Origin of the sequence: Pantoea sp. 18069 (genome assembly GCF_902706035.1) — a bacterium.
In the GTDB taxonomy this organism is placed as follows: Bacteria; Pseudomonadota; Gammaproteobacteria; order Burkholderiales; family Burkholderiaceae_C; genus Comamonas.
In genome coordinates, this window is record NZ_CACSJA010000002.1 from 19,258 (window position 1) to 41,990 (window position 22,733).

The following is a 22,733-nucleotide window of genomic DNA, read 5'->3' on the forward strand; positions in this document are numbered from 1 at the left end:
AAAAAAGCAGGGTCAAAACAACGGGAAACATGGCCGTGGCCGGCCCGGGGAGGCACGTCCTTGCCTGACAGCATGTATCAACAGGTATCAGCAAGAGGTATCAACAAGAGGTGTTAGCAAGTAACGCGCCTGGCCCGCGATTACTTGGCTGCGCCGGGCACGTTGCCGTCGATGCCGGCGACGTAGAAGTTGATGCCGCTCAGGAAGGCATGGTCGCCGTTGGCTCCATCGGCCAGCAGTTCCTTGCCGGTGTTGTCCTTGAGCGGGCCCTTCCAGATGTGGAACGTACCGTCCTTGAGACCGGCCTTGGCCGTGGCGACCTTGTCCTTGAGGTCCTGGGGCACGTCCTCGGCGATGCTCACCAGGTCCATCGCGCCTTCCTTCACGCCCCACCAGTCCTGGCCCGTGCTCCAGGTGCCGCTGAGCGTGTCCTGCGTGATCTTCTTGTAGTAAGGCAGCCAGTTGATTTCCGCCGAAGCCAGGTGGGCCTTGGGCGCATAGGCGCTCATGTCCGAATCCTTGCCGAAAGCGCGCACGCCGCGTTCCTGGGCGGTCTTGAGCACCGCGGGCGAGTTGGTGTTCTGGTAGAGCACGTCGACGCCGCCGTTGATCAGCGTCGTCGCGGCCTCGGATTCCTTGGGCGGGCTGAACCATTCGTTGACCCAGACCACGCGCGCCGTGATGCTCGGGTTCACGCTTTGCGCGCCCAGCACATAGCTGTTGATGTTGCGCAGCACTTCGGGAATCGGCACCGAGGCAACCACGCCGATCTGGTTGGTCTTGGTCATGCCGCCGGCGATGATGCCGGCCAGGTACGCGCCTTCGTAGGTGCGCGCGTCATAGGTGCGCACGTTGTCGGCGGTCTTGTAGCCGGTCGCGTGCTCGAACTTCACGTCCTTGCTGTCGGCCGCGACTTTCTGCACCGGCTCCATGTAGCCGAAGCTGGTGGCGAACACCAGCTTGTTGCCCTGGCCGACCATGTCGCGCAGCACGCGCTCGGCGTCCGGGCCTTCGGGCACGCTTTCGACCAGCGAGGTCTGGATCTGGTCACCGAATTCGGCCTGCAGCGCCTGGCGCGCCTTCTCATGCTGGAAAGTCCAGCCGCCGTCACCCACCGGGCTCACATACATGAAGCCGATCTTCAGGGGCTCGGCGGCTGCGGCTGCCACGGGCTCGGCGGCGGGCGCAACGGCCTCTTCTTTCTTGCCACAGCCAGCCAGCACGGCCAGGCTGACAGCCGACAGCGCGGCAGCTTTGAGAAGGGAGCGTTTTTGCAGGTTCGTCATTCTTGTTCCTCGGAGCTTGTTATGGAAAGGGACGCTTCAGGAGCCGGGGTAGAACGGCTTGCCCAGCGAGGCCGGCATGTTCGCACGAATCCAGGCCGGATTGCGCGAAATCAACACCAGCACGACGATGGTCGCAAGGTAGGGCAACATGCTCAGCAACTGGCTCGCCAATTGCACGCCCGACGCCTGAAGGTGGAACTGCAGCATGGTCACGCCGCCGAAAAGGTAGGCGCCGAGCAGCACGCGCGCCGGCCGCCAGGTGGCGAAGGTGGTCAGCGCCAGCGCGATCCAGCCGCGCCCCGCGACCATGCCCTCGACCCACAGCGGCGTGTAGACCACCGAGATGAAGGCGCCGGCCAGGCCGCACATCGCGCCGCCGAACATCACGGCCGCCAGGCGTATGCCGCGCACGTTGTAGCCCAGCGCATGCGCCGACTCGGGCGCCTCGCCGACCGCGCGCAGCACCAGGCCGGCGCGCGAGCGGTAGAGGAACCAGATCATGGCGATGGCCAGCAGCACCACGATATAGACCAGCGGATGGTGGCGAAACAGCGCGGGGCCCAGCAGCGGGATGTCGGCCAGGCCGGGAATCGCATACTTGGGCAGTTCGGGCAGCTTGGCCTGCACATAGTTGAGGCCGGCGAACGCCGAGAAACCCGCACCGAACAGCGTCAGCGCCAGGCCCGTCGCCTGCTGGTTGGTGTTGAGCCAGATGACCAGCAGACCGAACAGGCCCGCGAGCAGCGCACCGGCGGCCATGCCGGCGCCAAAGCCCACCCAGGTATTGCCCGAGTGCACGACGGCCGCGAAACCGGCGATCGCCGCGCACAGCATCATGCCTTCGGCGCCGAGGTTGATGATGCCGGCCTTCTCGTTGATCAGCAGGCCCAGGGCTGCCAGGGCCAGCACGGTGCCGGCGCTCAGCGTGGAGCCGAACAGCAATGCATACGACTCCATTACAGACCTCCCTTTGCTGCGGCCGAGGTGCCGGCGACAGGGCTTGCAGCCACAGGTCGCGGCGCACGGCGCCAGCGCAGCCGGTAGGTCACGAGCGTGTCGCAGGCCAGCAGCGCGAACAGCAGCAGGCCCTGGAAGACACCCGTCAGGGACTTGGGCAGGCCCAGGCGCGACTGCGCGAGTTCACCACCGATATAGAACATGCTCATGAGAATGGCGGAAAAGATCATGCCCACGGGGTGCAGACGCCCGACGAAGGCCACGATGATGGCGGCAAAACCGTAGCCGGCGGGAACATAGGGCGTGAGCTGGCCCATAGGGCCCGCGACTTCGAGCGCGCCGGCCAGACCGGCCGCGCCACCCGAGATCAGCAGCGCCGTCCAGAGCGCGCGACGCGAGGAAAAGCCGGCGTAGCGCGCGGCGGCCGGCGCCAGGCCGCTGACCTGCAGCGCGAAGCCGGCGCGCGTGCGCGCCAGAAACGCCCACAGCAGGCCCGCGCCCAGCAGCGCGAGGATCACGCCGATGTTCATGCGCATGCCGTCGATCAGCTTGGGGATCTGCGTCACGCGCTCGAACGTCTTGCTCTGCGGGAAGTTGTAGCCCTGCGGGTCCTTCCACGGGCCGTAGACCAGATAGCCCAGCACCAGGATGGCCACATAGACCAGCATCAGGCTGACCAGGGTTTCATTCGCATTGAAGCGGTCGCGCAGGAAAGCGACGATGCCGGCCCAGACCATGCCGCCGAGCACGCCGGCCACGAGGATCGCGGGCACGATCCAGGGCCCGGTGTCCTTGTCGGCGAGCAGCGCCAGGCCGCCCGCGGCCACGGCGCCCATGACGAACTGGCCTTCGGCGCCGATGTTCCAGATATTCGAGCGAAAGCACACCGCCAGGCCCAGCGCCACGAGCAGCAGCGGCGTGGCCTTCATGACCAGTTCGCCCAACGCGTAGCCCGACTTGATCGGCTCCCAGAAAAAGGCCTGCAGGCCGCGCACCGGGTCCTTGCCCAGCAGCATGAACAGCGCGATGCCAACCAGCACGGTGATCGCCAGCGCCAGCACCGGCGACGCATAGGTCCAGACCTTGGAGACCTGGGGGCGGGGTTCGAGCTTAAGCATGCTGACCTCCCTGCGCCGTCGCGTCGGGCGGGGCCGCGGGGGCCTCGGCATGCCACAGCCCACTCATCCATTCGCCTATGCGCTGCACCGTGGCCTGGGCCCGGGGCACGGAAGGCGACAACTGGCCCTTGGCCACGACATGCAGCCGGTCACAGATTTCAAACAATTCGTCCAACTCCTCACTGAGCACCAAGACAGCGCAGCCCGCATCGCGCAGCGCCAGGATTTCGCCGCGGATCTGCGCGGCCGCGCCCACGTCCACGCCCCAGGTCGGCTGCGAGATGATCAGCAGCTTGGGCCTGGCATCGATTTCGCGACCGACGATGAATTTCTGCAGGTTGCCGCCCGACAGCGACTTGGCGGCCGCGTTCGGCCCGCCGGCCTTGACCTTGAAGCGCTCGATGATCGCGCGCGCCTGGCTGTGCAGCACATCCATGTGCAGCCAGCCGCCGCGCCCCACGGCATCGTCGCGCGTGAGCAGCAGGTTGTGCGCCAGGCTCATCGACGGCACGGCGCCGCGGCCCAGCCGCTCCTCGGGCACGAAATGCAGGCCCAGCGCGCGGCGCTGGCGCGGCGACATGCGCCCGGCTTCGAGACCCGCCACCTGCACCATCGCGGGCGCGGCGCGCCGGTCTTCACCCGACAGGCTGTAGAGCAGCTCTTTCTGGCCATTGCCGGAAACGCCGGCAATGCCCACGACTTCGCCCGCGCGCACCTCGAAATCGATGCCCGAGAGATCGACACCGAAATGGTCGGTGCGCGCCAGCGTCAGGCCCTGCACGCGCAGCACCGTGGCGCCCGTGGCGACTTCGCGGTGGGTCAGCGCGGGCGGCTCGGCGCCTATCATCAGCCGCGACAGCGAGGCATTGGACTCTTCACCGGGACGGCACACGCCCGTGACCTTGCCACCGCGCAGCACCGTGCAGCTGTCGCACAGCGCGCGGATTTCATGCAGCTTGTGGCTGATGTAGAGAATGCTGCAGCCTTCGGCCGCGAGCTTGCGCAGCACGACGAACAGCTTCTCGACGGCCTGGGGCGTGAGCACCGAGGTGGGCTCGTCGAGAATCAGCACGCGCGGGCGCGTGAGCAGCGCGCGGATGATCTCGACGCGCTGCATTTCACCGACCGACAAGGTGTGCACCGGCCGCTGGGGATCGATGACCATGCCGTAGAGGCTGGCGGTTTCCTCGATGCGGCGCACGACTTCGGCGAGCGCGATCTGCTTGTCCAGGCCCAGCCAGACGTTTTCCGCCACCGTGAGCGTGTCGAACAGGCTGAAGTGCTGGAACACCATGGCGATGCCCAGCTGGCGCGCTTCCTGGGGATTGCGGATCTGCACCACCTTGCCGTCGACCTGCAGCAGGCCTTCGTCGGGCTTGACCGAACCGTAGATGATCTTCATCAGGGTCGACTTGCCTGCACCGTTTTCGCCCAGCACGGCGTGCACTTCGCCAGGCTGCACCGTCAGCGAGACGCCACTGTTGGCCACGACGGCCGGGTAACGTTTGGTAATGCCCGTCAATTGCAAGCGCGGCGGTGTCATACCGGGCGCGGAATTTGTTTCAGGGGGATTCATGGGCGCGATTGTCTCTCAATTTTACAAACACATTCCATAAGATATCCTGCAAGTGCTTGCCTGGCTTAGCCAACAAGCTATTAAAAATATAGCAACAAAGTCACGATTTGCATTGCACGGCGCATTCCTTCACCCGCCTCGGAACAGCTCGCCCAGCGGCCGGAAGGCACTATGCATGCGCAACAACTGCGCCTGCACCCCGTGCGTGAACGCGCAATCGACCAGTCTGCTGCAAGCAAAACCCGTGCGCATTGGTGCTTTACCGCATCAATCGCATGCGCCTCGGGTGCGGCACCGATGGACGCCAGCCGCGCAGCGCATGAAAATTGCTTGTGTCACAGGGCCATGACACCATGGCCCCAGACCCGCTGCATTTTTCCCGCTGCCTTCTCCACGTCTATCCATGACCCTCTCTGCCTTGCAATTCATACGCCGCGGCCAAACCGTGACACTGCACGATGTGCCGCCCGAGCGCACGCTTCTCGAAGTCCTGCGCGAAGACCTGGGCTGCAGCGGCACCAAGGAAGGCTGTGCCGAAGGCGATTGCGGCGCCTGCACGGTGGTCATCGGCGAGGCCGTGGCCACGCCCGCAGGCGGGCAATTGCGTTATTCGGCGATCAACAGCTGCATACGCCTGGCCCACTCGGTACAGGGGCTCGCGTTGTGGACCGTCGAAGACCTGGTGCGCGACCCGTTGATAGAACGCGCCGACCCGGCCCGCATCCACCCGGCCCAGGAAGCAATGGTCAGCTGCCACGCCTCGCAATGCGGCTTTTGCACGCCGGGCTTCGTGATGAGCCTGTTCGGCATGTACCAGAACCGCGTCTGCCAGGGCCAGACCATCACGCGCGAACTCGCCCAGCATGACCTCTCGGGCAATCTGTGCCGCTGCACCGGCTACCGCCCCATTCTCGACGCCGCCCAGCAGATGGCGGATCTGCCGCGCGCCCAGGTCGACGAGCCCGCGCTGCTCGCGCAGTTGCAACAGCTGCAGGCGCCCACACTCGAAGGCGCCCATTACCTCGCGCCGCGCAGCCTGGCCGAGCTGCTGCAGGCGCGTGCCGCCCACCCCCAGGCGCAGATCGTTGCCGGCGGCACCGATGTCGGCCTCTGGGTCACCAAGCAGTTGCGCGAATTCGGCCAGGTGCTCGATGTGACGCGCGTGGCCGAGCTGCGCGAGATAGACGCCAGCGGCGAGCATCTGGGAATAGGCGCGGCCGCAACGCTGACCCAGGCGTTCGCGGCCCTGCAGGCGCTGTGGCCGCAGCTCGATGAATTCGCCGCGCGCTTTGCGGGCCTGCCGGTGCGCAACGCGGGCACGCTGGGCGGCAATGTCGCCAACGGCTCGCCTATCGGCGACTCGATGCCGCTGCTGATCGCGCTGCGCGCCCAGGTGGTGCTGGCCAGCCTGCAGGGTGAGCGCCGCCTGCCGCTCGAAGACTTCTACACCGGCTACCGCAGTAACCAGCTCGCGGCCGACGAAGTGCTGGTGCGCATCGAAGTGCCCAAGCCGCGCGCGGGCGAGATGCTGCGCGCCTACAAGGTCTCCAAGCGCACCGACGATGATATTTCCGCGGTCTGCCTGGCCATACAGCTCACGCTGCAGGGCGGCCAGGTGCAGGCGGCGGCCATAGGCGTGGGCGGTGTCGCGGCCACACCGGTGCGCGCGCGCGCCACCGAAGCCGTGCTGACCGGCGCGCCCTGGAACGAAGCCACGCTCGCGCGCGCCGCCGATACATTGCGCCACGAGTTCCAGCCGCTGTCCGACATGCGCGCCAGCGGCGCGTACCGCCGCGCGCTGCTCGCCTCTTTGCTCGAACGCTACTGGCTTGAAAGCACGGGTTCAGACACCGTGCTCGCCACCCTGATTCCGCTGGCACAAGCGGCCGCTGTCCAGAAAGCCAAGGCATGAAAGTCCTTCACCCGCTCTCCCCCGAAGTCGCCGCGGCGCTGGCGCCGGCGCGCACCCTGCCGGCCATGGGCCAGTCGCATTTCCACGAAAGCGCCCAGGCCCAGGTGCTGGGCACGGCGCATTACATCGACGACCTGCCTGAAGTCAAAGGCACGCTCTACGCCGCGCCTATCCTGTCGAAAGTCGCCCACGGCCGCCTGCGCGGCGTCGACAGCCAGGCGGCGCAGGCGCTGCGCGGCGTGCGCGGCGTGGTGCTAGCGGCCGATGTGCCCGGTGACAAGCTGCTGGCCGCGTTCGGCCATGACGAGCCGGTGTTTGCCATCGACAGCGTGCAGCATGTGGGCCAGGTCATTGGCCTGGTGGTGGCGGGCAGCATGCGCCAGGCGCGGCGCGCCGCGCGCCTGGTGGAATGCGATATCGAAGCCCTGCCCGCGGTGCTCGACGTGCACACCGCCCATGCGCAGCAAAGCTATGTGCTGCCACCGGTGTTCGTGCGCCGCGGCGATGCCCAGGACGCGCTGATGCGCAGCGAGCACCGGCTCGGCGGCCGGCTCGAAGTCGGCGGCCAGGAGCATTTCTACCTCGAAGGCCAGATCGCCTATGCGCTGCCGCTCGAGCAAAGCCAGTGGCAGATCTTCTCGAGCACCCAGCACCCGGGCGAAGTCCAGCATTGGGTCGCGCATGCGCTGGGCCTGGAGAACCATGCGGTCAAGGTCGAGTGCCGGCGCATGGGCGGAGGCTTTGGCGGCAAGGAAACCCAGGCCGGGCATCTGGCGGTCTGGGCCAGCGTGGCCGCGCACAAGTTCGGCTGCCCGGTCAAGCTGCGGCTGGACCGCGACGACGACTTCATGATCACCGGCAAGCGCCACCCGTTTGCCTATGAATACGATGTGGGCTTCGACGACAGCGGCCGCATCACCGGGCTGCAGCTCGAGATGCTGGTCAACTGCGGTTTCTCGGCCGACCTGTCGGGCCCGGTCGCCGACCGCGCGATCTTCCACGCCGACAACGCCTATTTCCTCAGCGACGTGGAGATCGCCTCCTACCGCTGCAAGACCAACACCCAGAGCCACACTGCGTTTCGCGGCTTTGGCGGCCCGCAGGGCGTGATCGTGATCGAGGCCATCCTGGGCGACATCGCGCGCCAGCTCGGCCTGGATGCATTCGATGTGCGCCTGCACAACCTCTACGACGCCGACCCGCAGGGCCCGCGCAGCCTCACGCACTACCAGATGCGCGTCGAGGACAACATCCTGCACGACCTGCTGCCCACGCTGGCCGAGTCCGCCGACTACCGCGCGCGCCAGGCCGAGATCACGGCCTGGAACGCGGGCCAGCCCATCATCAAGCGCGGGCTGGCGATCACGCCCGTGAAGTTCGGCATCAGCTTCACGGCCACGCTGTTCAACCAGGCCGGCGCACTGGTCCATGTCTACACCGACGGCAGCGTGCAGGTGAACCATGGTGGCACGGAAATGGGCCAGGGCCTGAACACCAAGGTCGCGCAGATCGTCGCCGACGAACTGGGCGTGCCGCTGGCGCGCGTGCTGGTCACGGCCAGCGACACCAGCAAGATCCCCAACGCCAGCGCCACGGCGGCATCGAGCGGCACCGACCTCAACGGCCGCGCGGCGCAATACGCGGCGCGCACCGTGCGCAACAACCTCGCGGCCTTTGTCGCCGGCCTCGACAACTGCGGCGCGGGCGCCGTCGATTTCGTCGGCGGCCTGGTGCGCACGCCCAAAAGCGAACGCCGCTGGGAGGATGTGGTCGGAGAGGCCTTTGCCAACCGCATCCAGCTGTGGAGCGACGGCTTCTACCGCACGCCCAAGATCCACTACGACAAGCACACGCTCACGGGCCGGCCGTTCTACTACTTCTCGTATGGCGCGGCCTGCACCGAAGTCGCCGTCGATACGCTGACCGGCGAGAGCCGGGTGCTGCGCGTGGACATCCTGCATGACGTCGGCCACAGCATCAACCCGGCCATCGACATCGGCCAGATCGAAGGCGGTTTCGTGCAGGGCATGGGCTGGCTCACGACCGAGCAGCTGGTCTGGAACGACAAGGGCCTGCTGACCACGCATGCGCCCAGCACCTACAAGATCCCCACGGCGGGCGACATTCCCGCGCATTTGCGCGTCGACCTCTGGCCCGAGGCCAACCGCGAAGACAATGTCGGCGGCAGCAAGGCCGTGGGCGAGCCGCCGTTCATGCTGGCGATCAGCGTCTACGAGGCCTTGCGCAATGCGCTCGCCGCGACGCGCAGTGGCGCGTCGGCCCGGCAGCCGCTGACGCTGACCGCGCCCGCGACCGCGGAAAATCTGTTGCGGGCGTTGGGGCGGGTTTAGGGGCGAGCCAGACCATTTGCCCTGAGCCGCGATTGAAGGCAGCAGCCTCCTGCATGCCTGGCGCCAGGTGCTGACCGAACATACGCTGCGCCCTGAAGCGCCCTTCGACAAGCTCTCAAGAAACAGCTTTTTTTCCAACTAAATCAATGACTTAGAAAGTGACCGATTTAGGAAAACAGCGGCGAGATTGATAAAAACCGTTCGTGGTGAGCTTCGCTAGGCGCGCCCGTCGAACCATGAACGGCCCGCCCTCAAGCGCTCGTCAGCCCTTCTATCCGTCAGCAGGCGCAGGGCGCATGACGAACGGGAATTCAATCCGGCGCAACGTTCTCGGCCAATGCCTCGCTGTGCTCATGCACGCGCCCGCGCCCCTGGCGCTTGGCTTCGTAGCAGGCCATGTCGGCCGCATGCAGCATGGCCGCGATATTGCGCTGCGCATCGAGCACCACCATGCCTATGCTCACGCCCAGCCAGAAGCGCTGGCCCTGGTACGACGCCTCCCAGGCGCTGATGGCCTGGCACAGCTGGTCGGCCTGCACGCGGCCTTCGCGCGCGCTCGCATCGGGCAGCAGCACCGCGAATTCGTCGCCGCCCAGGCGCGCCACCGAGCCGGGGTGGCGCACCAGCGTTTCGAGCAGGCGCGCGAAGTGGCGCAGCAGGGTATCGCCCGCATCGTGCCCGGCGAGGTCGTTGACGCTGGCGAAATGGTCGAGATCGAGAAACAGCAGCACCCCGCCTTCGCCGGGCGCAGGCTCGGCCTCGCCCACGGCACGCAGTGGTTTACGGCGTTCGTCGAGCCAGTACTGCAGCCGCATCGTCAAGGCGTCGCGGTTGGGCAACTGCGTCAGTGCGTCGTGCTGGGCCAGCCATTGCGGGCGGGTACGCGCTTCGCGCTGATCGGTCACGTCCCTGACCATCCAGACCATGGCCGCGCCTGCGCCCGCCTCGCGCCGCAGCGTCGACGTGACGCGCCGGCCCTGCATGCGCAGCCACACCGGGCTGCCGTTCCTGCGCATCAGGCAGACCTCGCCATCGAACTGACCATAGGCGCGCATCTCCCAATGGACGCGCTCCATCAGCCGGCGGTGCTCGGCGTCGCTCGCGCAGAGCTGGCGTATCGGGTAGCCCTGGAGCTCCTGCGGCTCGTAGCCCAGCATGCGCGCGGCCTGGGTGCCGAGGAGCTCGACGCGGTCGTGGCGCGTGACCACGATCGCCACCGGCGCCGCCTCCAGAATGGTCACGGTCTGCGCCTGAAAGCGCGCCGCGCGCCGGGCCAGCGTATCGCGCTGGCGCGACAGCGCGTGCAGTGCGCGCCACAGCACCGCCACTTCGCCCCAGGCATGGGACAGGGCCGGCAGGCAGGCGAGCCGCGGCATGCCGCCAGGCACATGGCGCTGCAGCATCTGCGCCGCGCGCGCCGTGAGCTCCATCCAGGGCTGGGTCAGCAGCACCATGGCCGCGGCGGCGAGCAGCGCCAGCAGCGCGGCCCCTGACAGCGCCGCGCTGCCCCAGCCCGCAAGCCCCCACAGCGGCGCCATGTCGAGCCGCGTGACACGCACCAGAAACCATTGCGGCAGCGGCATGCCGGCCAGCGTGTAGAGATAGTCGCCCTGGGTCTGGCTGGCGCTGCGTATCTGGACCGGCAACTGCTGCTGCAGCGCGCGCACGAAAGGCAGGCCCAGGCCGGCCTCGTCGCGCACATGGCCGAGCCAGCGCGCCGGGTTGGAGTGGGCGACGATGCCGCCATCGGGCGCGACCAGCATCAGCCGGCTCGCAGTCCAGCCGTCGGAGGCCGCGGGCGGCAGCAGCGCCTGGGACGACAGCCGCATGCCGCCGGCCATCACGCCGACCACCTCGCCCGCGCCGGTGCGCAGCGGCGCGGTGAACAACAGCCGCAAGTCATCGTTCTCGGCCTGAAGCACGGTGCCGACCATGGGCTTGCCGCCGGCCAGCGTGCGCCGCAGCAGCTCGCGCTCGTTGGCATCGAGCGAATCGAGCGGTCTGTCCTTGCCAGCTCGCATATAGGCCATGAGACGGCCGTCGGCCAGCGCCACGCTCACCGAATCGAACCAGTCGACCAGCGGCAGCTCTTCGTGCAGCGCGACGGCCAGCGCCTGGCTGTCCTGCAGGCGCGTGAGCGGTATCGCATCGGCGAGCGTGAGCAGCACTTTTTGCTGCTGCTCGACGCGCGCGGCCAGCAGGCGCGCGACGAGTTCGACTTCGTCGGTCTGCTGGTCGCTGGCGCGCGCCAGCGACTCCTGCGCCACGCCGCGGTGCACATACCAGGCACTGCCCGCGCTGGCCAGCAGCACGGCCACGACCATCAGCAGCAGCAGGCAACGCAGCAGCGGGCCAAGGCGTGCACGCGGCAGCAAACGGCCTTCGTCAGACAGGCCTGCAGCACGGGAGAGGTCGGCATCAAGGGCCATGGGCGTAGGGCGAAACCAATGTTCAGCCAATATAAACAGCCCCTGTCGCCGCCTCCAGGGGTGGAACCCTCATAGCACGGAGAAACCATTTGTAACCCTTCGACCCTTCGCTCCTTAGGCAGGCTCAGGGCTCAGGGAAAGTGCCCTGCCAGCTCGCGCAGTCCTTCAGGCTGCGGCAACTTCAGCTGATTGCCCTTGCCCGCGATCAGGCCCTGGTCGCGCAGCCGGCGCAGCGCGCGCGAAAAGGTTTCGGGGGCGATACCCAGTTGCGCGGCGATCAGGCGCTTGCGCTCGCCCAGCAGCACCTGCAGGCCCCCCCCAGGCGCGACCTGGGCATGCTGCAGCAGCCATTGCGCGCAGCGGCCTTCGGCGTCCTGCAGCAGGCGGCTGATGGCCAGATCGGTCTGCTCGCAATAGGCCCGGGCCATGTCGTCGACCAGCCCGCGCAGCAGCGGCGGCAGGCCCTGCAGCCCGGCCTCGAACGTACCCAGTGCCACGCGGCGCAGCTGGACCGCGCCCTCGGCGACCATGTCCAGGCTGCAGTGGCGCCCACGCAGTACAAAGGCCGCGTCCAGCCAGGCCGGGCCCTGCACCATGCCCAACCGGTGGCGCAGTCCGCCCTGCGCTTCGCGTATGCCCAGCGCCACCCGGCCGCTGTCGAGGTACAGCACATCCTCGCAGCGCGTGGCGCGCGCGCGCAGCAGCGCGCCGGCGCTGCGCCGTTCAACCGGAGAGAAAGCATCGATGCGGGACAAAGGCAACATTGCGCCACTGTGCCGCAGCGCGCCGGCCGGCATCTTGCGCCATGTCAAGAAGCCGTTGCGCCGGGCTATGCGTCAGAGCCGAGAATCAGCAGCGCGCGGAAATCGTTGACATTGGTGAATGTCGGGCCGGTGACCACCAGATCGCCCAGGCCGTCGAAGTAGCTCCAGGCATCGTTGCGGTCGAGGTGGTCCTGCACCGACAGCGCAAGGCCGCGCGCGCGCGCCAGCGTATCGGGCGCCACGAGCGCGCCGGCGTTGTTCTCCACGCCGTCTATGCCATCGGTGTCGGCCGCGAGCGCCCAGACCCCGGCCTGGCCTTGCAGCGCCTGGGCCAGGCCCAGACAGAACTCGCCCGCGCGCCCGCCCCGGCCCCTGGCCGCGCCCGGCAGCCGCGGGCGTACCGTGACCGTGGTCTCGCCGCCGCTGAGCAGCACGCAGGGCGTCTTGAACGGCTGGCCGCGGCGCGCCACGGCGCGCGCCAGCGCCGCATGCACGCAGCCGACTTCGCGCGACTCGCCTTCGATTTCATCGCTGAGCACCCAGGCGTCGATGCCGGCCGCACGGGCCTGGGCCGCGGCCGCTTCGAGCGCCTGCTGGGGCGCGGAAATCACGGCCAGCGTATGGCCGTCGAAGCACGTGTCACCGGGCTTGGGGGTTTCGAGCGCACCGCTTTGCAGCGCCGCACGCACGCTGTCCGGCAGCGCAATGCCCAGCCGGTCAATGATGGCCAGCGCCTGGGCGCAGTTGCCCGCGTCGGCCACGGTAGGCCCGCTGGCGATGGTTGCAGGATCGTCGCCGGGCACGTCGCTGATGGTCAGCGTGACCACGCGCGCCGGCGCGCAGGCCGCGGCCAGGCGCCCGCCCTTGATGCGCGACAGGTGCTTGCGCACGCAGTTCATTTCGGCGATGTCGGCGCCGCTTTCAAGCAGTTGGCGGTTGATGCGCTGCTTGTCTTCAAGCGTCAGGCCATCGGCGGGCAGCGTCAGCAGCGACGAGCCGCCGCCCGAGATCAGGCACAGCACCAGATCGTCGGCCGTGAGGCCCTGAACCAGCGCCAGGATGCGCTCGGCAGCGCGCATGCCGGCCGCGTCGGGCACGGGGTGCGAAGCTTCGACGACTTCGATGCGCTCGGCCAGTCCCGCGGGGCGCGCGGGCACATGGTCGTAGCGCGTCACGACCAGGCCGGTCAGCGCGGCGTCGGCGGGCCACAGCGCCTCGACCGCCTGGGCCATGGACGCGCCGGCCTTGCCTGCGCCTATCACCACCGTGCGCCCGCGCGGCGGCGCGGGCAGGTGCTCGGCAATCGCATGCAGCGGCAGCGCGCTGCGCACCGCCGTCGCAAAAAGGGCGTTCAGGAATTCGCGCGGCTGCCGGTGTGGATCGGGCAGCGCGCTTGTCTCGCTAAGGGTAGTAGTAGTCATGGCTCGCCATTGTGCACGGACCAAGGGGACACCGAGCAAGGGCCGCACCTCGGCGGCCCATGCCGCAAAGCGGCTCAGGGGGTGCTCAGTTTATCGGAGCACCGCCTTCGTACCAGCGCTTGACCAGGTCGCGCTCCGCGTCGCTGAGTGCGCCCGGATTGCCGAACGGCATCTTGCGCAGCACCACGACCTGCTGGTAGATCTGGGTCGCGTGCTGCTTGATTTCGTCGGGCGCGTCGAGCTTGACGTTCTTCTGCGCCAGCGTCGCCGCGCTGTGGCAGACCACGCAATGCTGCGTGAGCAACGGGCCCAGCGCCTCATAGCCGGGAACGCCGGCCGCCGCGGCCACGGGCGCCGCGCCGGGAGCGGCCGATGCCACGGGCGCTGCCGCGGCCGCCTTGGGCACGGGCTTGAGCCAGACGGCCGTCGCCACCAGCACCAGCACGCCGGCCAGCGCATAGGGCCAGGGATGGGGATTGCGGCCGAGCTTGAAGCCATGGCGCATCACGAAGAACTGGCGTATGGCCGCGCCCGCGAACATCATCAGGATCAGCACCAGCCAGTTCTGCGCATGGCTGTGCAGCCAGCCATAGTGGTTGGACAGCATCGCGAACAGCACGGGCAGCGTGAAGTAGGTGTTGTGGACGCTGCGCTGCTTGCCGCGCTTGCCGTGGATGGGGTCGACCGGCCGGCCCTGCTGCAGGTCCTTGACCACGGTGCGCTGGCCGGGAATGATCCAGAAGAACACGTTGGCGCTCATCGACGTCGCGAGCATCGCGCCCACCAGCAGGAAAGCGGCCTGGCCCGGGAAGATCTGGCAGGCGAGCCAGGCCGCGAAGCAGACCAGCACCAGCACCAGCGCGCCGACGATGGCGTCGCCGCGCTCGCGCTGGCCGAAGATGCGGCAGATGCCGTCGTAGAGCAGCCAGAACACCACCAGGAACGCCAGCGCCGCGGCAATCGCCGCATGCGGGTGCAGCGCGTGGGGGTTGGACGGGTCGACCAGGTAGATGTTCGCGTTCCACAGGTACGACACCGTGAGCAGCGCGAAACCGCTGAGCCAGGTCGTATAGCTTTCCCAGTAGAACCAGTGCAGATGCTCGGGCAGCCTGGGGGGCGAGACCGCGAACTTGACAGGGTGGTAGAAGCCGCCGCCGTGCACGGCCCAGAGCTCGCCGCTCACGCCCTGCTTTTTCAAGTCTTCGTCCTGCGGCGGCGTGAGGCTGCTGTCGAGAAACACGAAGTAGAACGAGGACCCGACCCAGGCGATTGCCGTGATGACGTGCAACCACCGCAGCAGCAGATTGGCCCAATCGAGAATGTAGCTTTCCATAGCTCTCAACCCTGGCAGCGTGGGGCTGCCGTGAAAATCCACCTGCCCACCACTGCGGGCGCTCTGGGCAGGAGAAGATCGCGCACCTGTGGTGGCTGAACCACCGTCACGGGCACCGCTGCGACCAGTCTGTACTGGCGCGAGTGTATACAAAAAGTCACGAAACCTGCGAGAAAACGCGGCCGCACCACGCGCACGCATTGCGCACCGCACGGATGCAAGCGCACTCACTGCATTGGTGCACCTTTTTTACAGGGTTTTCCATCAAGGCAAACGACGATAGCAATGGCTCACTTCACTGGAGCCGACGCATCAGCGAATAGCCACAGACTACCGGCAAAGGCAGTTGCGATTGATTCAATTGCCATGCATGCCATCGCAGGCGCCCATGCCCATCCCGTATGATGAACTTAAATATCGAACCAAGTTCCAAAAAACCGAACAGAGAAATTCGCATGAGTATTCTGGAAAACGTGCAGCGCCTGCTGACGGTGTACGCACAGGGCGTGAGCGACCTGAGCTTCAGCGAGGTGGCCGAGCAATTGGATCTGCCCAAAAGCTCGGCCTCGCATCTGCTGCACCAGATGCACCGCTTCGGCCTGCTCGAACAGAACCCGCGCACGCGCCGCTACCGCACCAGCGCCTTGCTCGCCCAGGCGTCGCACCCCCAGAGCCAGAACGCCTCCTGGGATGCGCTGTGCTGGCAGGTGCTCGAACAGCTGTCCGAGCGCACCGGCCTCACCGCCTACCTGTCGACGCTCAACGGCGCGCAGACCATGGTCATCCAGCGCCTCGACGGCCGCTCTCCGGTGCAGGTGGTGTCGCCGCCGGGTGCGCTGCGCGCCGCCTGCGACACGGCCATGGGCCGGGCCATGCTCTCGCGCCTGAGCCCCGCCGAATTCCAGACGCTGTACGGCAACGATGCGCTGCGCGCGCTCGAGCCACCGAGCCAGGCACGGCTGGCCGATGTGGGCGCGCTGGCCGAGGAAGTGGCTGTGGCCACGCGCCAGCGGCACGCGGTGCTGATAGACGCCGCGCTGCCCGGCGTGGGCGCGATCGCGGCCGCGGTACGCCACCCGGTGAGCGGCGAGCTGCGCGGCTTTTGCGTGTCGTTCGTGGCCGGCGTGCACGCGCCCATGGATGCACCGTCGATCAACCGCTACCGCCAGTTGATGCTCGACGAAGTCGGCGCACTGGGCCGGCGCGTCAGCGACCGCTTCTGGACCGAACCCGCACTGCCCAGCGCGCAGTGGTCACCCACCCTGTGAGGTTTTCCGCCATGCAACTTCTTCTCCTGAGCAACTCCACCAGCCCCCAGGGCTTTCTGACCCATGCGCTGCCCGCGATAACCGAATGGGCGCAGCTGGGAACAGAACCTGCCCACGTGCTGTTCGTGCCCTACGCCGGCGTCACCCGCACCTGGGATGCCTACGAAGCATTGGTCGCCGATGCGCTGCGCCCCGCGGGCCTGCAGCTGCATTCACTGCACCGCGAGGCCACGCCGCTCGAAGCCATCGCGCGCGCCACGCATATCGTGGTGGGCGGCGGCAACACCTTCGCACTGGTGCGCCAGTTGCGCCAGACCGGCCAGCTCGCGGCCATCGCCGAGCGCGTGCGCTCGGGCGGCGCGCGCTATCTGGGCTGGAGCGCGGGCGCCAACCTCGCCTGCCCGCGCCTGAGCACCAGCAACGACATGCCCATCGTCGATCCGCTGGGCTTCGACACGCTGGGCCTGGTGCCGTTCCAGATCAACCCGCATTACACCGAAGCCCACCCCGAAGGCCACCGCGGCGAAACGCGCCAGCAGCGGCTGCGCGAGTTCGCGCTGCTCAACCCCGGCGTGGCTGTGCTGGGCCTGCCCGAAGGCACGGGCCTGCGCGTCGATGGCAACCAATACACCCTGCAGGGTGACCCGCAAACACCGGCCCGCTGGTTCACCGATACCGAGGCCCCGGCAATCCTGCCCATGGGCCCCTGGAAACTCTGAAGTTCTGAAATTCTGACCCGATGAAACACGTCTCCCACCTCATTGACCTTCTGTCCAGCGCCCATGTGAGTGGCGCGGGCATCGCAGAGTACCTGCGCGGCTTCGGCGTCGGCAGCATCACCGTCACGCCCGTGAGCCAGGACGGCCTGTCGACCGACTTCATCGCCATTGAAATCCCCGGCAGCAAGCCCGACGCGCCGCGCCTGGGCATCGTCGGGCGCCTGGGCGGCGTGGGCGCACGCCCCAGCGTGACCGGCCTGGTCTCCGACAGCGACGGCGCCGTGGTGGCGCTCGCAGCCGCGGCCCATCTGATGGAAATGCACAACCGCGGCGACGTACTCGAAGGCAGCGTGATCATCCACACGCATATCTGCCCGCGCGCCGGCACCCGCCCGCAGCACCCGGTGCCGATGATGAAGTCGCCGTTCGCGATGCGCGAAATGATGCGCCACGAAGTCAGCCAGCGCATGGACGCGATCCTGGCCGTGGACACCACGCGCGGCAACCGCCTCGTGAACCAGCGCGGCGTGGCGCTCACGCCCGTGGCCAAGCAGGGCTACCTGCTGCCGATTCCCGACCTGATGCTCGACCTCATGGGCTGGGTCAGCGGCCAGTTGCCGCTGACGCTGCCGCTCACAACGCAGGACATCACGCCCTACGAGAACGGCCTGCCGCATGTGAACTCCATCATGCAGCCGACCATCGCCACCGACGCGCCCGTGGTCGGCGTGGCGCTGACCGCCCAGACCACGGTGCCGGGCTGCGCCACCGGCGTGACCAATGCCTGGGACACCGACGTCGCCATGCGCTTTTGCGTCGAAGTGGCAAAGATGTTCGGCGCGGGCAAGCTCGCTTTCGTGCATGCCGAGCACTGGGCCCAGCTGCAGGCGCGCTACGGCTCGCTGGCCCACCTGCAGACCACGGGCAACGCGCCCGCGAACGCATAAGGGCAGCCGCCATGGCACGCCGCATTGCCTTCTTCACCATTGGCGAATCGCCGCGCTCCGACGTCGTGCCTGAAATGGCACGCTGCCTGGGCGAGCATGTACGGATAGACGAATTCGGCGTGCTCGACGGGCTCGACGCCGCGCAGCGCGCAGCGCTCTCGCCCCGGCTGGGCAGCCACCGCTTCGCTTCGCGCCTGCGCGACGGCACGCCGGTCGAGCTGGACCACCACGCGACCGAGGCGCGCCTGGCGGCGCTGATGCAGCAGGCCGATGACAAGGGCTATGACGCGCTCGTGCCGCTGTGCACCGGCACGCTGATCCCGCGCATGCACAGCCTTGTGGTCGAGCCGCAGCAGGTGGTAGACCACCATGTCGCGGCGTTGTCGGCGCACTGCCGGGCGCTGGGCCTGATCGTTCCGCTCGCGGCCCAGGTCGCGACCTTCCATCTGGCCCAGCCCGTGGCCTGCGCCGTCAAGACCGTGCATGCCTCGCCCTACGAGACCGCCCCCGCAGCCGCGGACGCGGCGTTCGACGCCGCGGGCCGCGCACTCGCAGAGTGCGACCTGATCGTCATGCACTGCATGGGCTACGGCCAGGCGATGCGCGCGCGCGTCGCCCAGGCCAGCGGCCGCCCCACGCTGCTGTCCAACCGCATCGTCGCCGACGCGCTGGCCCAGTTGCTGGCCTGAGTGTCCTGTCCACCCGTTTTTCCACTCCGAGTTTGAGGAAGTCTTCCATGTCGATTCGTCCAATGATACGCGCCGGTGTCTGCGCCCTGACCCTGGCCGCCACCGCCCTCGGCTCCACTGCGGCCCTCGCCGAATGGAAGCCCGAGCGCCCCGTCAAGCTGCTCGTGGGCTTTGCGCCCGGCGGCTCGGCCGACACGCTGGCGCGCCTGATCGCCGAGCCGCTGGGCCGCAAGCTGGGCCAGCCGGTGGTGGTCGAGAACATCCCCGGCGCGGGCGGCAACATCATGGCCCAGCGCCTGTCCACGGCCCCCGCCGACGGCTACACGCTGGGCATGGGCGCCGCAGGTTCGATGTCGGTGACCTTCCACCTGAACCCCGCGGCCACCAAGTACAAGCCCGAAAGCTTTGCGCCCGTGACGCTGCTGGCGACCCAGCCCAACGTGGTGATCGTCAACAACAACGTGCCCGCGGCCAACATCAACGACCTCAAGAGCTATATCCAGAAGACGCCGCAGGCCAGCTACGGCATCGCCGGCATAGGCATTTCCAACCACCTGATCGCCGAGTCCATGCTCAGCCGCCTGGGCGTGAAGATGGAAGCCGTGGCCTACAAGGGCGCCGCGCCCGTGATCACCGACCTGCTGGGCGGCCACATCGCGATGACCGTCGACAACATCACCACCGCCGCGGCGCTGGTCAAGGAAAACAAGGTCAAGGCCCTGGGCGTGACCACCGCCAAGCGCGCGCCCCAGTTGCCCGATGTGCCGACCTTGCAGGAGCAGGGCATCAAGAACTTCGACATGCCCACCTGGCAAGGCCTGTTCGCACCCGCGGGCCTGCCCGCCGACGTGATGAAGACCTATTTCCAGGCCGTGCAGGAAGTGCTCAAGGACCCCGCTACGCATGAAAAGATGGCACTGCTGGGCTCCGAGCCCGTGCCCGGCGTGTCGTCGGCCGACTTCGTGAAGTACCTGGCCAAGGACCGCGCGCAATGGGCGCAGACCATCAAGGCGGCCAACATTCAGCCCCAATAAACTAACGCACCCCCTGAGCGCCTTCGGCGCTTCCCCCTCTCTCGCTTCGCGGGAGGGGGGCGACACCATCGCTGCGGGGCGGCCCTTGCTCGGTGCCCCCCGCTGGTGCACGCCAGTGTTAAAACGCAGGCTCAGCCCCGCCGCTGCAGCAATTGCGCGGCCACCGCGACGGCAATCACTTCGGGCTCCTTGCCGTGGATTCCGGGCAGGCCTATGGGGCAGGTGACCTGGTCGAGCTCCTGCGCGCTGAAGCCGCGCTGCGCGAGCCGGCGGCGAAACACCGCCCATTTGGTCGCGCTGCCTATCAGGCCTATGAAATCCAGGTCGGCGCGCGCGCGCTGGCGCTGCAGGCAGGCGGCAACCACCTCGAGGTCTTCCGCATGGCTGAAGCTCATGATCAGCACCTGCGAATGCGCAGCGAGATCGGAGACCGCGGCTTCGACAGGCGCGGAATGCTCGCAGACCACGGCGCCTGTGGCGTCGTCCAGCCACTGCAGCGCGAACACCGCGTCGCGGCTGTCTATCCAGTGCAACTCGCAGGGCAGCGTCGTGAGCAGCCGCACCAGCGCGTGGCCCACATGGCCCGCGCCGAACAAGGCCACCCGCAGCGCGGGCGCCAGGCGCCGGGCGCTGCGCGCGGCAAGCCGCCGCAGCCCGGCCAGATCGCCCCGGGCCAGCGGCTCGTAGCGCAGCCAGACCACGCCGCCGCAGCACTGGCCCAGGCTGGGGCCCAGCGCATAGCGCCGCTCCAGGCCTGCCCCGCCTTCTGTCATCAGTGCACGCGCCTGCGCCATGGCCTCGAATTCGAGGTGGCCGCCGCCAATCGTGCCGACCAGTTCGTCGGCCAGCACCAGCATCCAGGTACCGGCCTCGCGCGGCACCGACCCCTGGCAGCGCACTACTTCGACCCAACAGGCGGGCGCCGCACCAAGCCTGTCACAGGCCGTTTTTAATGTATTCAAACGAAAATCCTTCTTCGCTTTGCCAGCGCAGTGCATGGTTTTGGACGTTGCCATCCCTGGCCCGGCAGGCTTTCAGGATAACCTCGCACCATGCCCGATAAGCGTTCCCCCTCTCCTTCCACGCCCTCCGACGCAGGCCGCCCGCGTTCCTGGCTCTGGGCCAGCCTGATGGCCGGCGTCGCCTCCCTGGTCGCCGCCTGCAAGTCGCCTCCCGTTCCCCCCCAGCGCGGCCCTGACGCGACGCTGCAGGACCAGGCCGCCGGCGCGCCCGCGTCTTCGGGCGCGGCCACGCCGCGCGCCTACCGCCAGGATGCGGCCAAGCACCTGTATGCGCGCAATGCCCAGCGCATCTACGCAGGCCCGCTGCCGCCGATGCTGTATGCGATCGGCGTGCTCGAAGTCGATATCGACCGCAATGGCCGCGTCCAGCGCCTGAGCTGGATGCGCGCGCCCAGACATGCGCCCGAAGTCATCGCCGAAATCGAGCGCACCGTGCGCAGCGCCGCGCCCTATCCCGTGCCGGCACGCATGGGCAAGGTGACCTATACCGATACCTGGCTGTGGGACAAATCCGGGCAGTTCCAGCTCGATACGTTGACGGAGGGACAGCGCTGATCGCGTCCTTCTTGAGGCATGGCCTCGAAATCCCGTTCGTCCGCGGCCGGCCAGGCAGGCGCAGGGCGAACATTTTTCAGCGCGCCCTGGGCGAGACAAGTCTTGTCACAGGATGCCAGGAAATACCGGGGCTTCGACAGGCTCAGCCCGAACGGTTTTTTTGAGCGCGCCCCGAGCCACCGTTCGCCCTGCGTCCTGAGCCAGTCGAAGGACCGAAGGGCCGGCTATCACGACCCCCTATAAGTCGAATAGCTCCAGGGACTGACCAGCAACGGCACGTGGTAGTGCTGGTCGGCATGGGCGACGCCGAAATCCAGGCTCACGCGGTCCAGGAAGTTCGGCTCGGGCAGCGCCACGCCGCGCGCCTTGAAATACGCGCCCACGTCGAAGGTCAGCCGGTAGGTGCCGGTCTGCAGGCTCGCGTTGTCGAACAGCGGCGCATCCGTGCGGCCATCGGCATTGAGCACCAGTTGGCGCAACAGCGTCGCCTGCTCACCCTCGGTGCGGTAGAAGGATACGGCCATGCCGGCCGCAGGGCAGCCGTGCATCGTGTCGAGAACGTGGGTGCTCAGGCCCATAGGGAATCTCCTGTGTGCAAAAGCCTTGCCGGATGGCAGTTTGCGTAACAAAATTGTATACAAATTTTGTCCAGCAACACTAAAATTGCGCCATGGAACCCACGACCACCCGCACCATCGCCGAGGCGCTGACCCGCGCCATCGTGGAGCACAAGCTGCGCCCCGGCACCAAGCTTGGGGAGCAAAAGCTGGCGGATCACTTCGGCGTGTCACGCACGCTGGTGCGCCAGGCGCTGTTCCAGTTGACGCAGAACCGGCTGGTCACGCTCGAGCCCGCGCGCGGCGCCTATGTCTCTACACCGTCGGTGCAGGAAGCGCGCCAGGTGTTCGCCGTGCGCCGCATGCTGGAGACCGAGATGACGCGCGCCTTTGTTGCCGGCGTCACGCCGGCCAAGATCCAGGCCCTGCGCGCCCATGTGGCCGCGGAGCAGGCCGCGCTGGACCGTTCCGATGTCAGCCAGCGCACCGAACTGCTCGGAGACTTCCATGTGCGCATGGCCGAACTGATGGGCAACGAGGTGCTGGCCCAGCTGATCGGCGACCTGACGTCGCGCTGCGCGCTGATCATGCTGATGTACCAGTCGGCCTCGGCCGCCGAACACTCGCACGAGGAGCATGCCGAGATCGTCTCGGCACTCGCGGCCCGGGACGCCGATCGGGCCGTGCGCCTGATGCAGGAACATTTATTGCATGTCGAGGCCGGGCTGACGTTCGACCGTGAACTGCCCGCCAACGACCTGTCCCAGGCCCTGTCCTCACTCTGAAGTTTTCCCG

The 22,733-nt window shown here is 67.8% G+C and carries 19 protein-coding genes; 9 read left to right on the forward strand and 10 right to left on the reverse strand.

Annotated features, from left to right (window positions below; genetic code table 11):
• Positions 1-140 precede the first annotated feature (140 nt).
• From GVL12_RS02210 to GVL12_RS02225, 4 genes are read right to left on the reverse strand one after another with little or no spacing between them, the layout of a single operon-like run.
• Positions 141-1,286 carry a BMP family ABC transporter substrate-binding protein gene (locus GVL12_RS02210; RefSeq protein ID WP_159911023.1) on the reverse strand — a complete coding sequence of 382 codons (1,146 nt, stop codon included), beginning with the start codon at positions 1,284-1,286 and terminating at the stop codon, positions 141-143.
• Between the two features lie 36 nt (positions 1,287-1,322).
• Positions 1,323-2,243, reverse strand: coding sequence for an ABC transporter permease (locus GVL12_RS02215; RefSeq protein WP_159911024.1), 921 nt, complete (start codon positions 2,241-2,243; stop codon positions 1,323-1,325).
• Positions 2,243-3,361: an ABC transporter permease gene (locus tag GVL12_RS02220; protein ID WP_159911025.1), complete on the reverse strand. Its 1,119-nt coding sequence runs from the start codon at positions 3,359-3,361 to the stop codon at positions 2,243-2,245. Before GVL12_RS02220 ends, GVL12_RS02215 begins: the two co-directional genes overlap by 1 nt.
• Entirely contained in the window at positions 3,354-4,937 is a 1,584-nt protein-coding gene (locus GVL12_RS02225; protein ID WP_159911026.1) for an ABC transporter ATP-binding protein, read from the reverse strand. Before GVL12_RS02225 ends, GVL12_RS02220 begins: the two co-directional genes overlap by 8 nt.
• A gap of 403 nt (positions 4,938-5,340) precedes the next feature.
• Here GVL12_RS02225 and xdhA point away from each other — a divergent pair, with 403 nt between their 5' ends.
• Complete coding sequence (gene xdhA / locus GVL12_RS02230) at positions 5,341-6,849, forward strand: xanthine dehydrogenase small subunit (RefSeq protein WP_159911027.1); 1,509 nt, start codon at positions 5,341-5,343, stop codon at positions 6,847-6,849.
• Positions 6,846-9,200, forward strand: a complete 2,355-nt coding sequence (gene xdhB / locus GVL12_RS02235) for a xanthine dehydrogenase molybdopterin binding subunit (RefSeq protein ID WP_159911028.1) — start codon at positions 6,846-6,848, stop codon at positions 9,198-9,200. The genes xdhA and xdhB overlap by 4 nt, the downstream gene beginning before the upstream one ends.
• 311 nt (positions 9,201-9,511) lie before the next feature.
• Here the strand turns inward: xdhB and GVL12_RS02240 are convergent, their stop codons facing one another.
• The 4 genes from GVL12_RS02240 to GVL12_RS02255 form a co-directional block, all read right to left on the reverse strand.
• Positions 9,512-11,629 (reverse strand): diguanylate cyclase, encoded by a 2,118-nt coding sequence (locus tag GVL12_RS02240; RefSeq protein WP_159911029.1) that lies wholly within the window; start codon positions 11,627-11,629, stop codon positions 9,512-9,514.
• Positions 11,630-11,760: 131 nt separating this feature from the next.
• The gene (locus GVL12_RS02245) at positions 11,761-12,393 is read right to left on the reverse strand and encodes a Crp/Fnr family transcriptional regulator (RefSeq protein WP_159911030.1); all 633 of its coding nucleotides are present in this window, start codon (positions 12,391-12,393) and stop codon (positions 11,761-11,763) included.
• 65 nt (positions 12,394-12,458) lie between these two features.
• Complete coding sequence (locus GVL12_RS02250; protein WP_159911031.1) at positions 12,459-13,814, reverse strand: glycerate kinase; 1,356 nt, start codon at positions 13,812-13,814, stop codon at positions 12,459-12,461.
• 85 nt (positions 13,815-13,899) lie between these two features.
• Complete coding sequence (locus GVL12_RS02255; protein ID WP_159911032.1) at positions 13,900-15,147, reverse strand: urate hydroxylase PuuD; 1,248 nt, start codon at positions 15,145-15,147, stop codon at positions 13,900-13,902.
• A gap of 455 nt (positions 15,148-15,602) precedes the next feature.
• Between GVL12_RS02255 and GVL12_RS02260 the strand changes: the two genes are divergently transcribed.
• The 5 genes from GVL12_RS02260 to GVL12_RS02280 are packed head-to-tail and all read left to right on the forward strand — an operon-like array spanning position 15,603 to position 19,804.
• A complete protein-coding gene (locus GVL12_RS02260; RefSeq protein WP_159911033.1) occupies positions 15,603-16,415 on the forward strand; it encodes an IclR family transcriptional regulator in 813 nt (270 codons plus the stop codon).
• Between the two features lie 11 nt (positions 16,416-16,426).
• Positions 16,427-17,134, forward strand: a complete 708-nt coding sequence (gene pepE / locus GVL12_RS02265) for a dipeptidase PepE (RefSeq protein ID WP_159911034.1) — start codon at positions 16,427-16,429, stop codon at positions 17,132-17,134.
• Positions 17,135-17,154: 20 nt separating this feature from the next.
• Positions 17,155-18,081, forward strand: coding sequence for a DUF1177 domain-containing protein (locus GVL12_RS02270; protein ID WP_159911035.1), 927 nt, complete (start codon positions 17,155-17,157; stop codon positions 18,079-18,081).
• Positions 18,082-18,092: 11 nt separating this feature from the next.
• Positions 18,093-18,770, forward strand: a complete 678-nt coding sequence (locus GVL12_RS02275; protein WP_159911036.1) for an AroM family protein — start codon at positions 18,093-18,095, stop codon at positions 18,768-18,770.
• 47 nt (positions 18,771-18,817) lie between these two features.
• Positions 18,818-19,804 carry a tripartite tricarboxylate transporter substrate binding protein gene (locus tag GVL12_RS02280; protein WP_200843436.1) on the forward strand — a complete coding sequence of 329 codons (987 nt, stop codon included), beginning with the start codon at positions 18,818-18,820 and terminating at the stop codon, positions 19,802-19,804.
• Between the two features lie 131 nt (positions 19,805-19,935).
• Here GVL12_RS02280 and xdhC read toward each other — a convergent pair whose 3' ends face one another.
• Positions 19,936-20,766 (reverse strand): xanthine dehydrogenase accessory protein XdhC, encoded by an 831-nt coding sequence (gene xdhC / locus GVL12_RS02285; RefSeq protein WP_200843437.1) that lies wholly within the window; start codon positions 20,764-20,766, stop codon positions 19,936-19,938.
• Between the two features lie 90 nt (positions 20,767-20,856).
• Here xdhC and GVL12_RS02290 point away from each other — a divergent pair, with 90 nt between their 5' ends.
• Complete coding sequence (locus GVL12_RS02290; protein ID WP_159911037.1) at positions 20,857-21,381, forward strand: hypothetical protein; 525 nt, start codon at positions 20,857-20,859, stop codon at positions 21,379-21,381.
• 227 nt (positions 21,382-21,608) lie between these two features.
• On the opposite strand, the gene uraH is transcribed toward GVL12_RS02290, so the two are convergent.
• Positions 21,609-21,959 carry a hydroxyisourate hydrolase gene (gene uraH / locus GVL12_RS02295; protein ID WP_159911038.1) on the reverse strand — a complete coding sequence of 117 codons (351 nt, stop codon included), beginning with the start codon at positions 21,957-21,959 and terminating at the stop codon, positions 21,609-21,611.
• A gap of 92 nt (positions 21,960-22,051) precedes the next feature.
• On the opposite strand from uraH, the gene GVL12_RS02300 reads away from it, so the two are divergent.
• The gene (locus GVL12_RS02300; RefSeq protein WP_159911039.1) at positions 22,052-22,723 is read left to right on the forward strand and encodes a GntR family transcriptional regulator; all 672 of its coding nucleotides are present in this window, start codon (positions 22,052-22,054) and stop codon (positions 22,721-22,723) included.
• Positions 22,724-22,733: the final 10 nt, after the last annotated feature.

Bases quoted from the DNA above. Each gene is read 5' to 3' on its own strand.
- GVL12_RS02260 (WP_159911033.1), top strand. From the start codon at position 15,603: ATGAGTATTCTGGAAAACGTGCAGCGCCTGCTGACGGTGTACGCACAG.
- GVL12_RS02245 (WP_159911030.1), bottom strand. From the start codon at position 12,393: ATGTTGCCTTTGTCCCGCATCGATGCTTTCTCTCCGGTTGAACGGCGC.
- GVL12_RS02210 (WP_159911023.1), bottom strand. From the start codon at position 1,286: ATGACGAACCTGCAAAAACGCTCCCTTCTCAAAGCTGCCGCGCTGTCG.
- GVL12_RS02215 (WP_159911024.1), bottom strand. From the start codon at position 2,243: ATGGAGTCGTATGCATTGCTGTTCGGCTCCACGCTGAGCGCCGGCACC.
- GVL12_RS02255 (WP_159911032.1), bottom strand. From the start codon at position 15,147: ATGGAAAGCTACATTCTCGATTGGGCCAATCTGCTGCTGCGGTGGTTG.
- xdhA (WP_159911027.1), top strand. From the start codon at position 5,341: ATGACCCTCTCTGCCTTGCAATTCATACGCCGCGGCCAAACCGTGACA.
- GVL12_RS02240 (WP_159911029.1), bottom strand. From the start codon at position 11,629: ATGGCCCTTGATGCCGACCTCTCCCGTGCTGCAGGCCTGTCTGACGAA.
- pepE (WP_159911034.1), top strand. From the start codon at position 16,427: ATGCAACTTCTTCTCCTGAGCAACTCCACCAGCCCCCAGGGCTTTCTG.
- GVL12_RS02280 (WP_200843436.1), top strand. From the start codon at position 18,818: ATGTCGATTCGTCCAATGATACGCGCCGGTGTCTGCGCCCTGACCCTG.
- GVL12_RS02290 (WP_159911037.1), top strand. From the start codon at position 20,857: ATGCCCGATAAGCGTTCCCCCTCTCCTTCCACGCCCTCCGACGCAGGC.
- GVL12_RS02275 (WP_159911036.1), top strand. From the start codon at position 18,093: ATGGCACGCCGCATTGCCTTCTTCACCATTGGCGAATCGCCGCGCTCC.
- GVL12_RS02300 (WP_159911039.1), top strand. From the start codon at position 22,052: ATGGAACCCACGACCACCCGCACCATCGCCGAGGCGCTGACCCGCGCC.
- GVL12_RS02220 (WP_159911025.1), bottom strand. From the start codon at position 3,361: ATGCTTAAGCTCGAACCCCGCCCCCAGGTCTCCAAGGTCTGGACCTAT.
- GVL12_RS02270 (WP_159911035.1), top strand. From the start codon at position 17,155: ATGAAACACGTCTCCCACCTCATTGACCTTCTGTCCAGCGCCCATGTG.
- GVL12_RS02225 (WP_159911026.1), bottom strand. From the start codon at position 4,937: ATGAATCCCCCTGAAACAAATTCCGCGCCCGGTATGACACCGCCGCGC.
- xdhB (WP_159911028.1), top strand. From the start codon at position 6,846: ATGAAAGTCCTTCACCCGCTCTCCCCCGAAGTCGCCGCGGCGCTGGCG.
- uraH (WP_159911038.1), bottom strand. From the start codon at position 21,959: ATGGGCCTGAGCACCCACGTTCTCGACACGATGCACGGCTGCCCTGCG.
- GVL12_RS02250 (WP_159911031.1), bottom strand. From the start codon at position 13,814: ATGACTACTACTACCCTTAGCGAGACAAGCGCGCTGCCCGATCCACAC.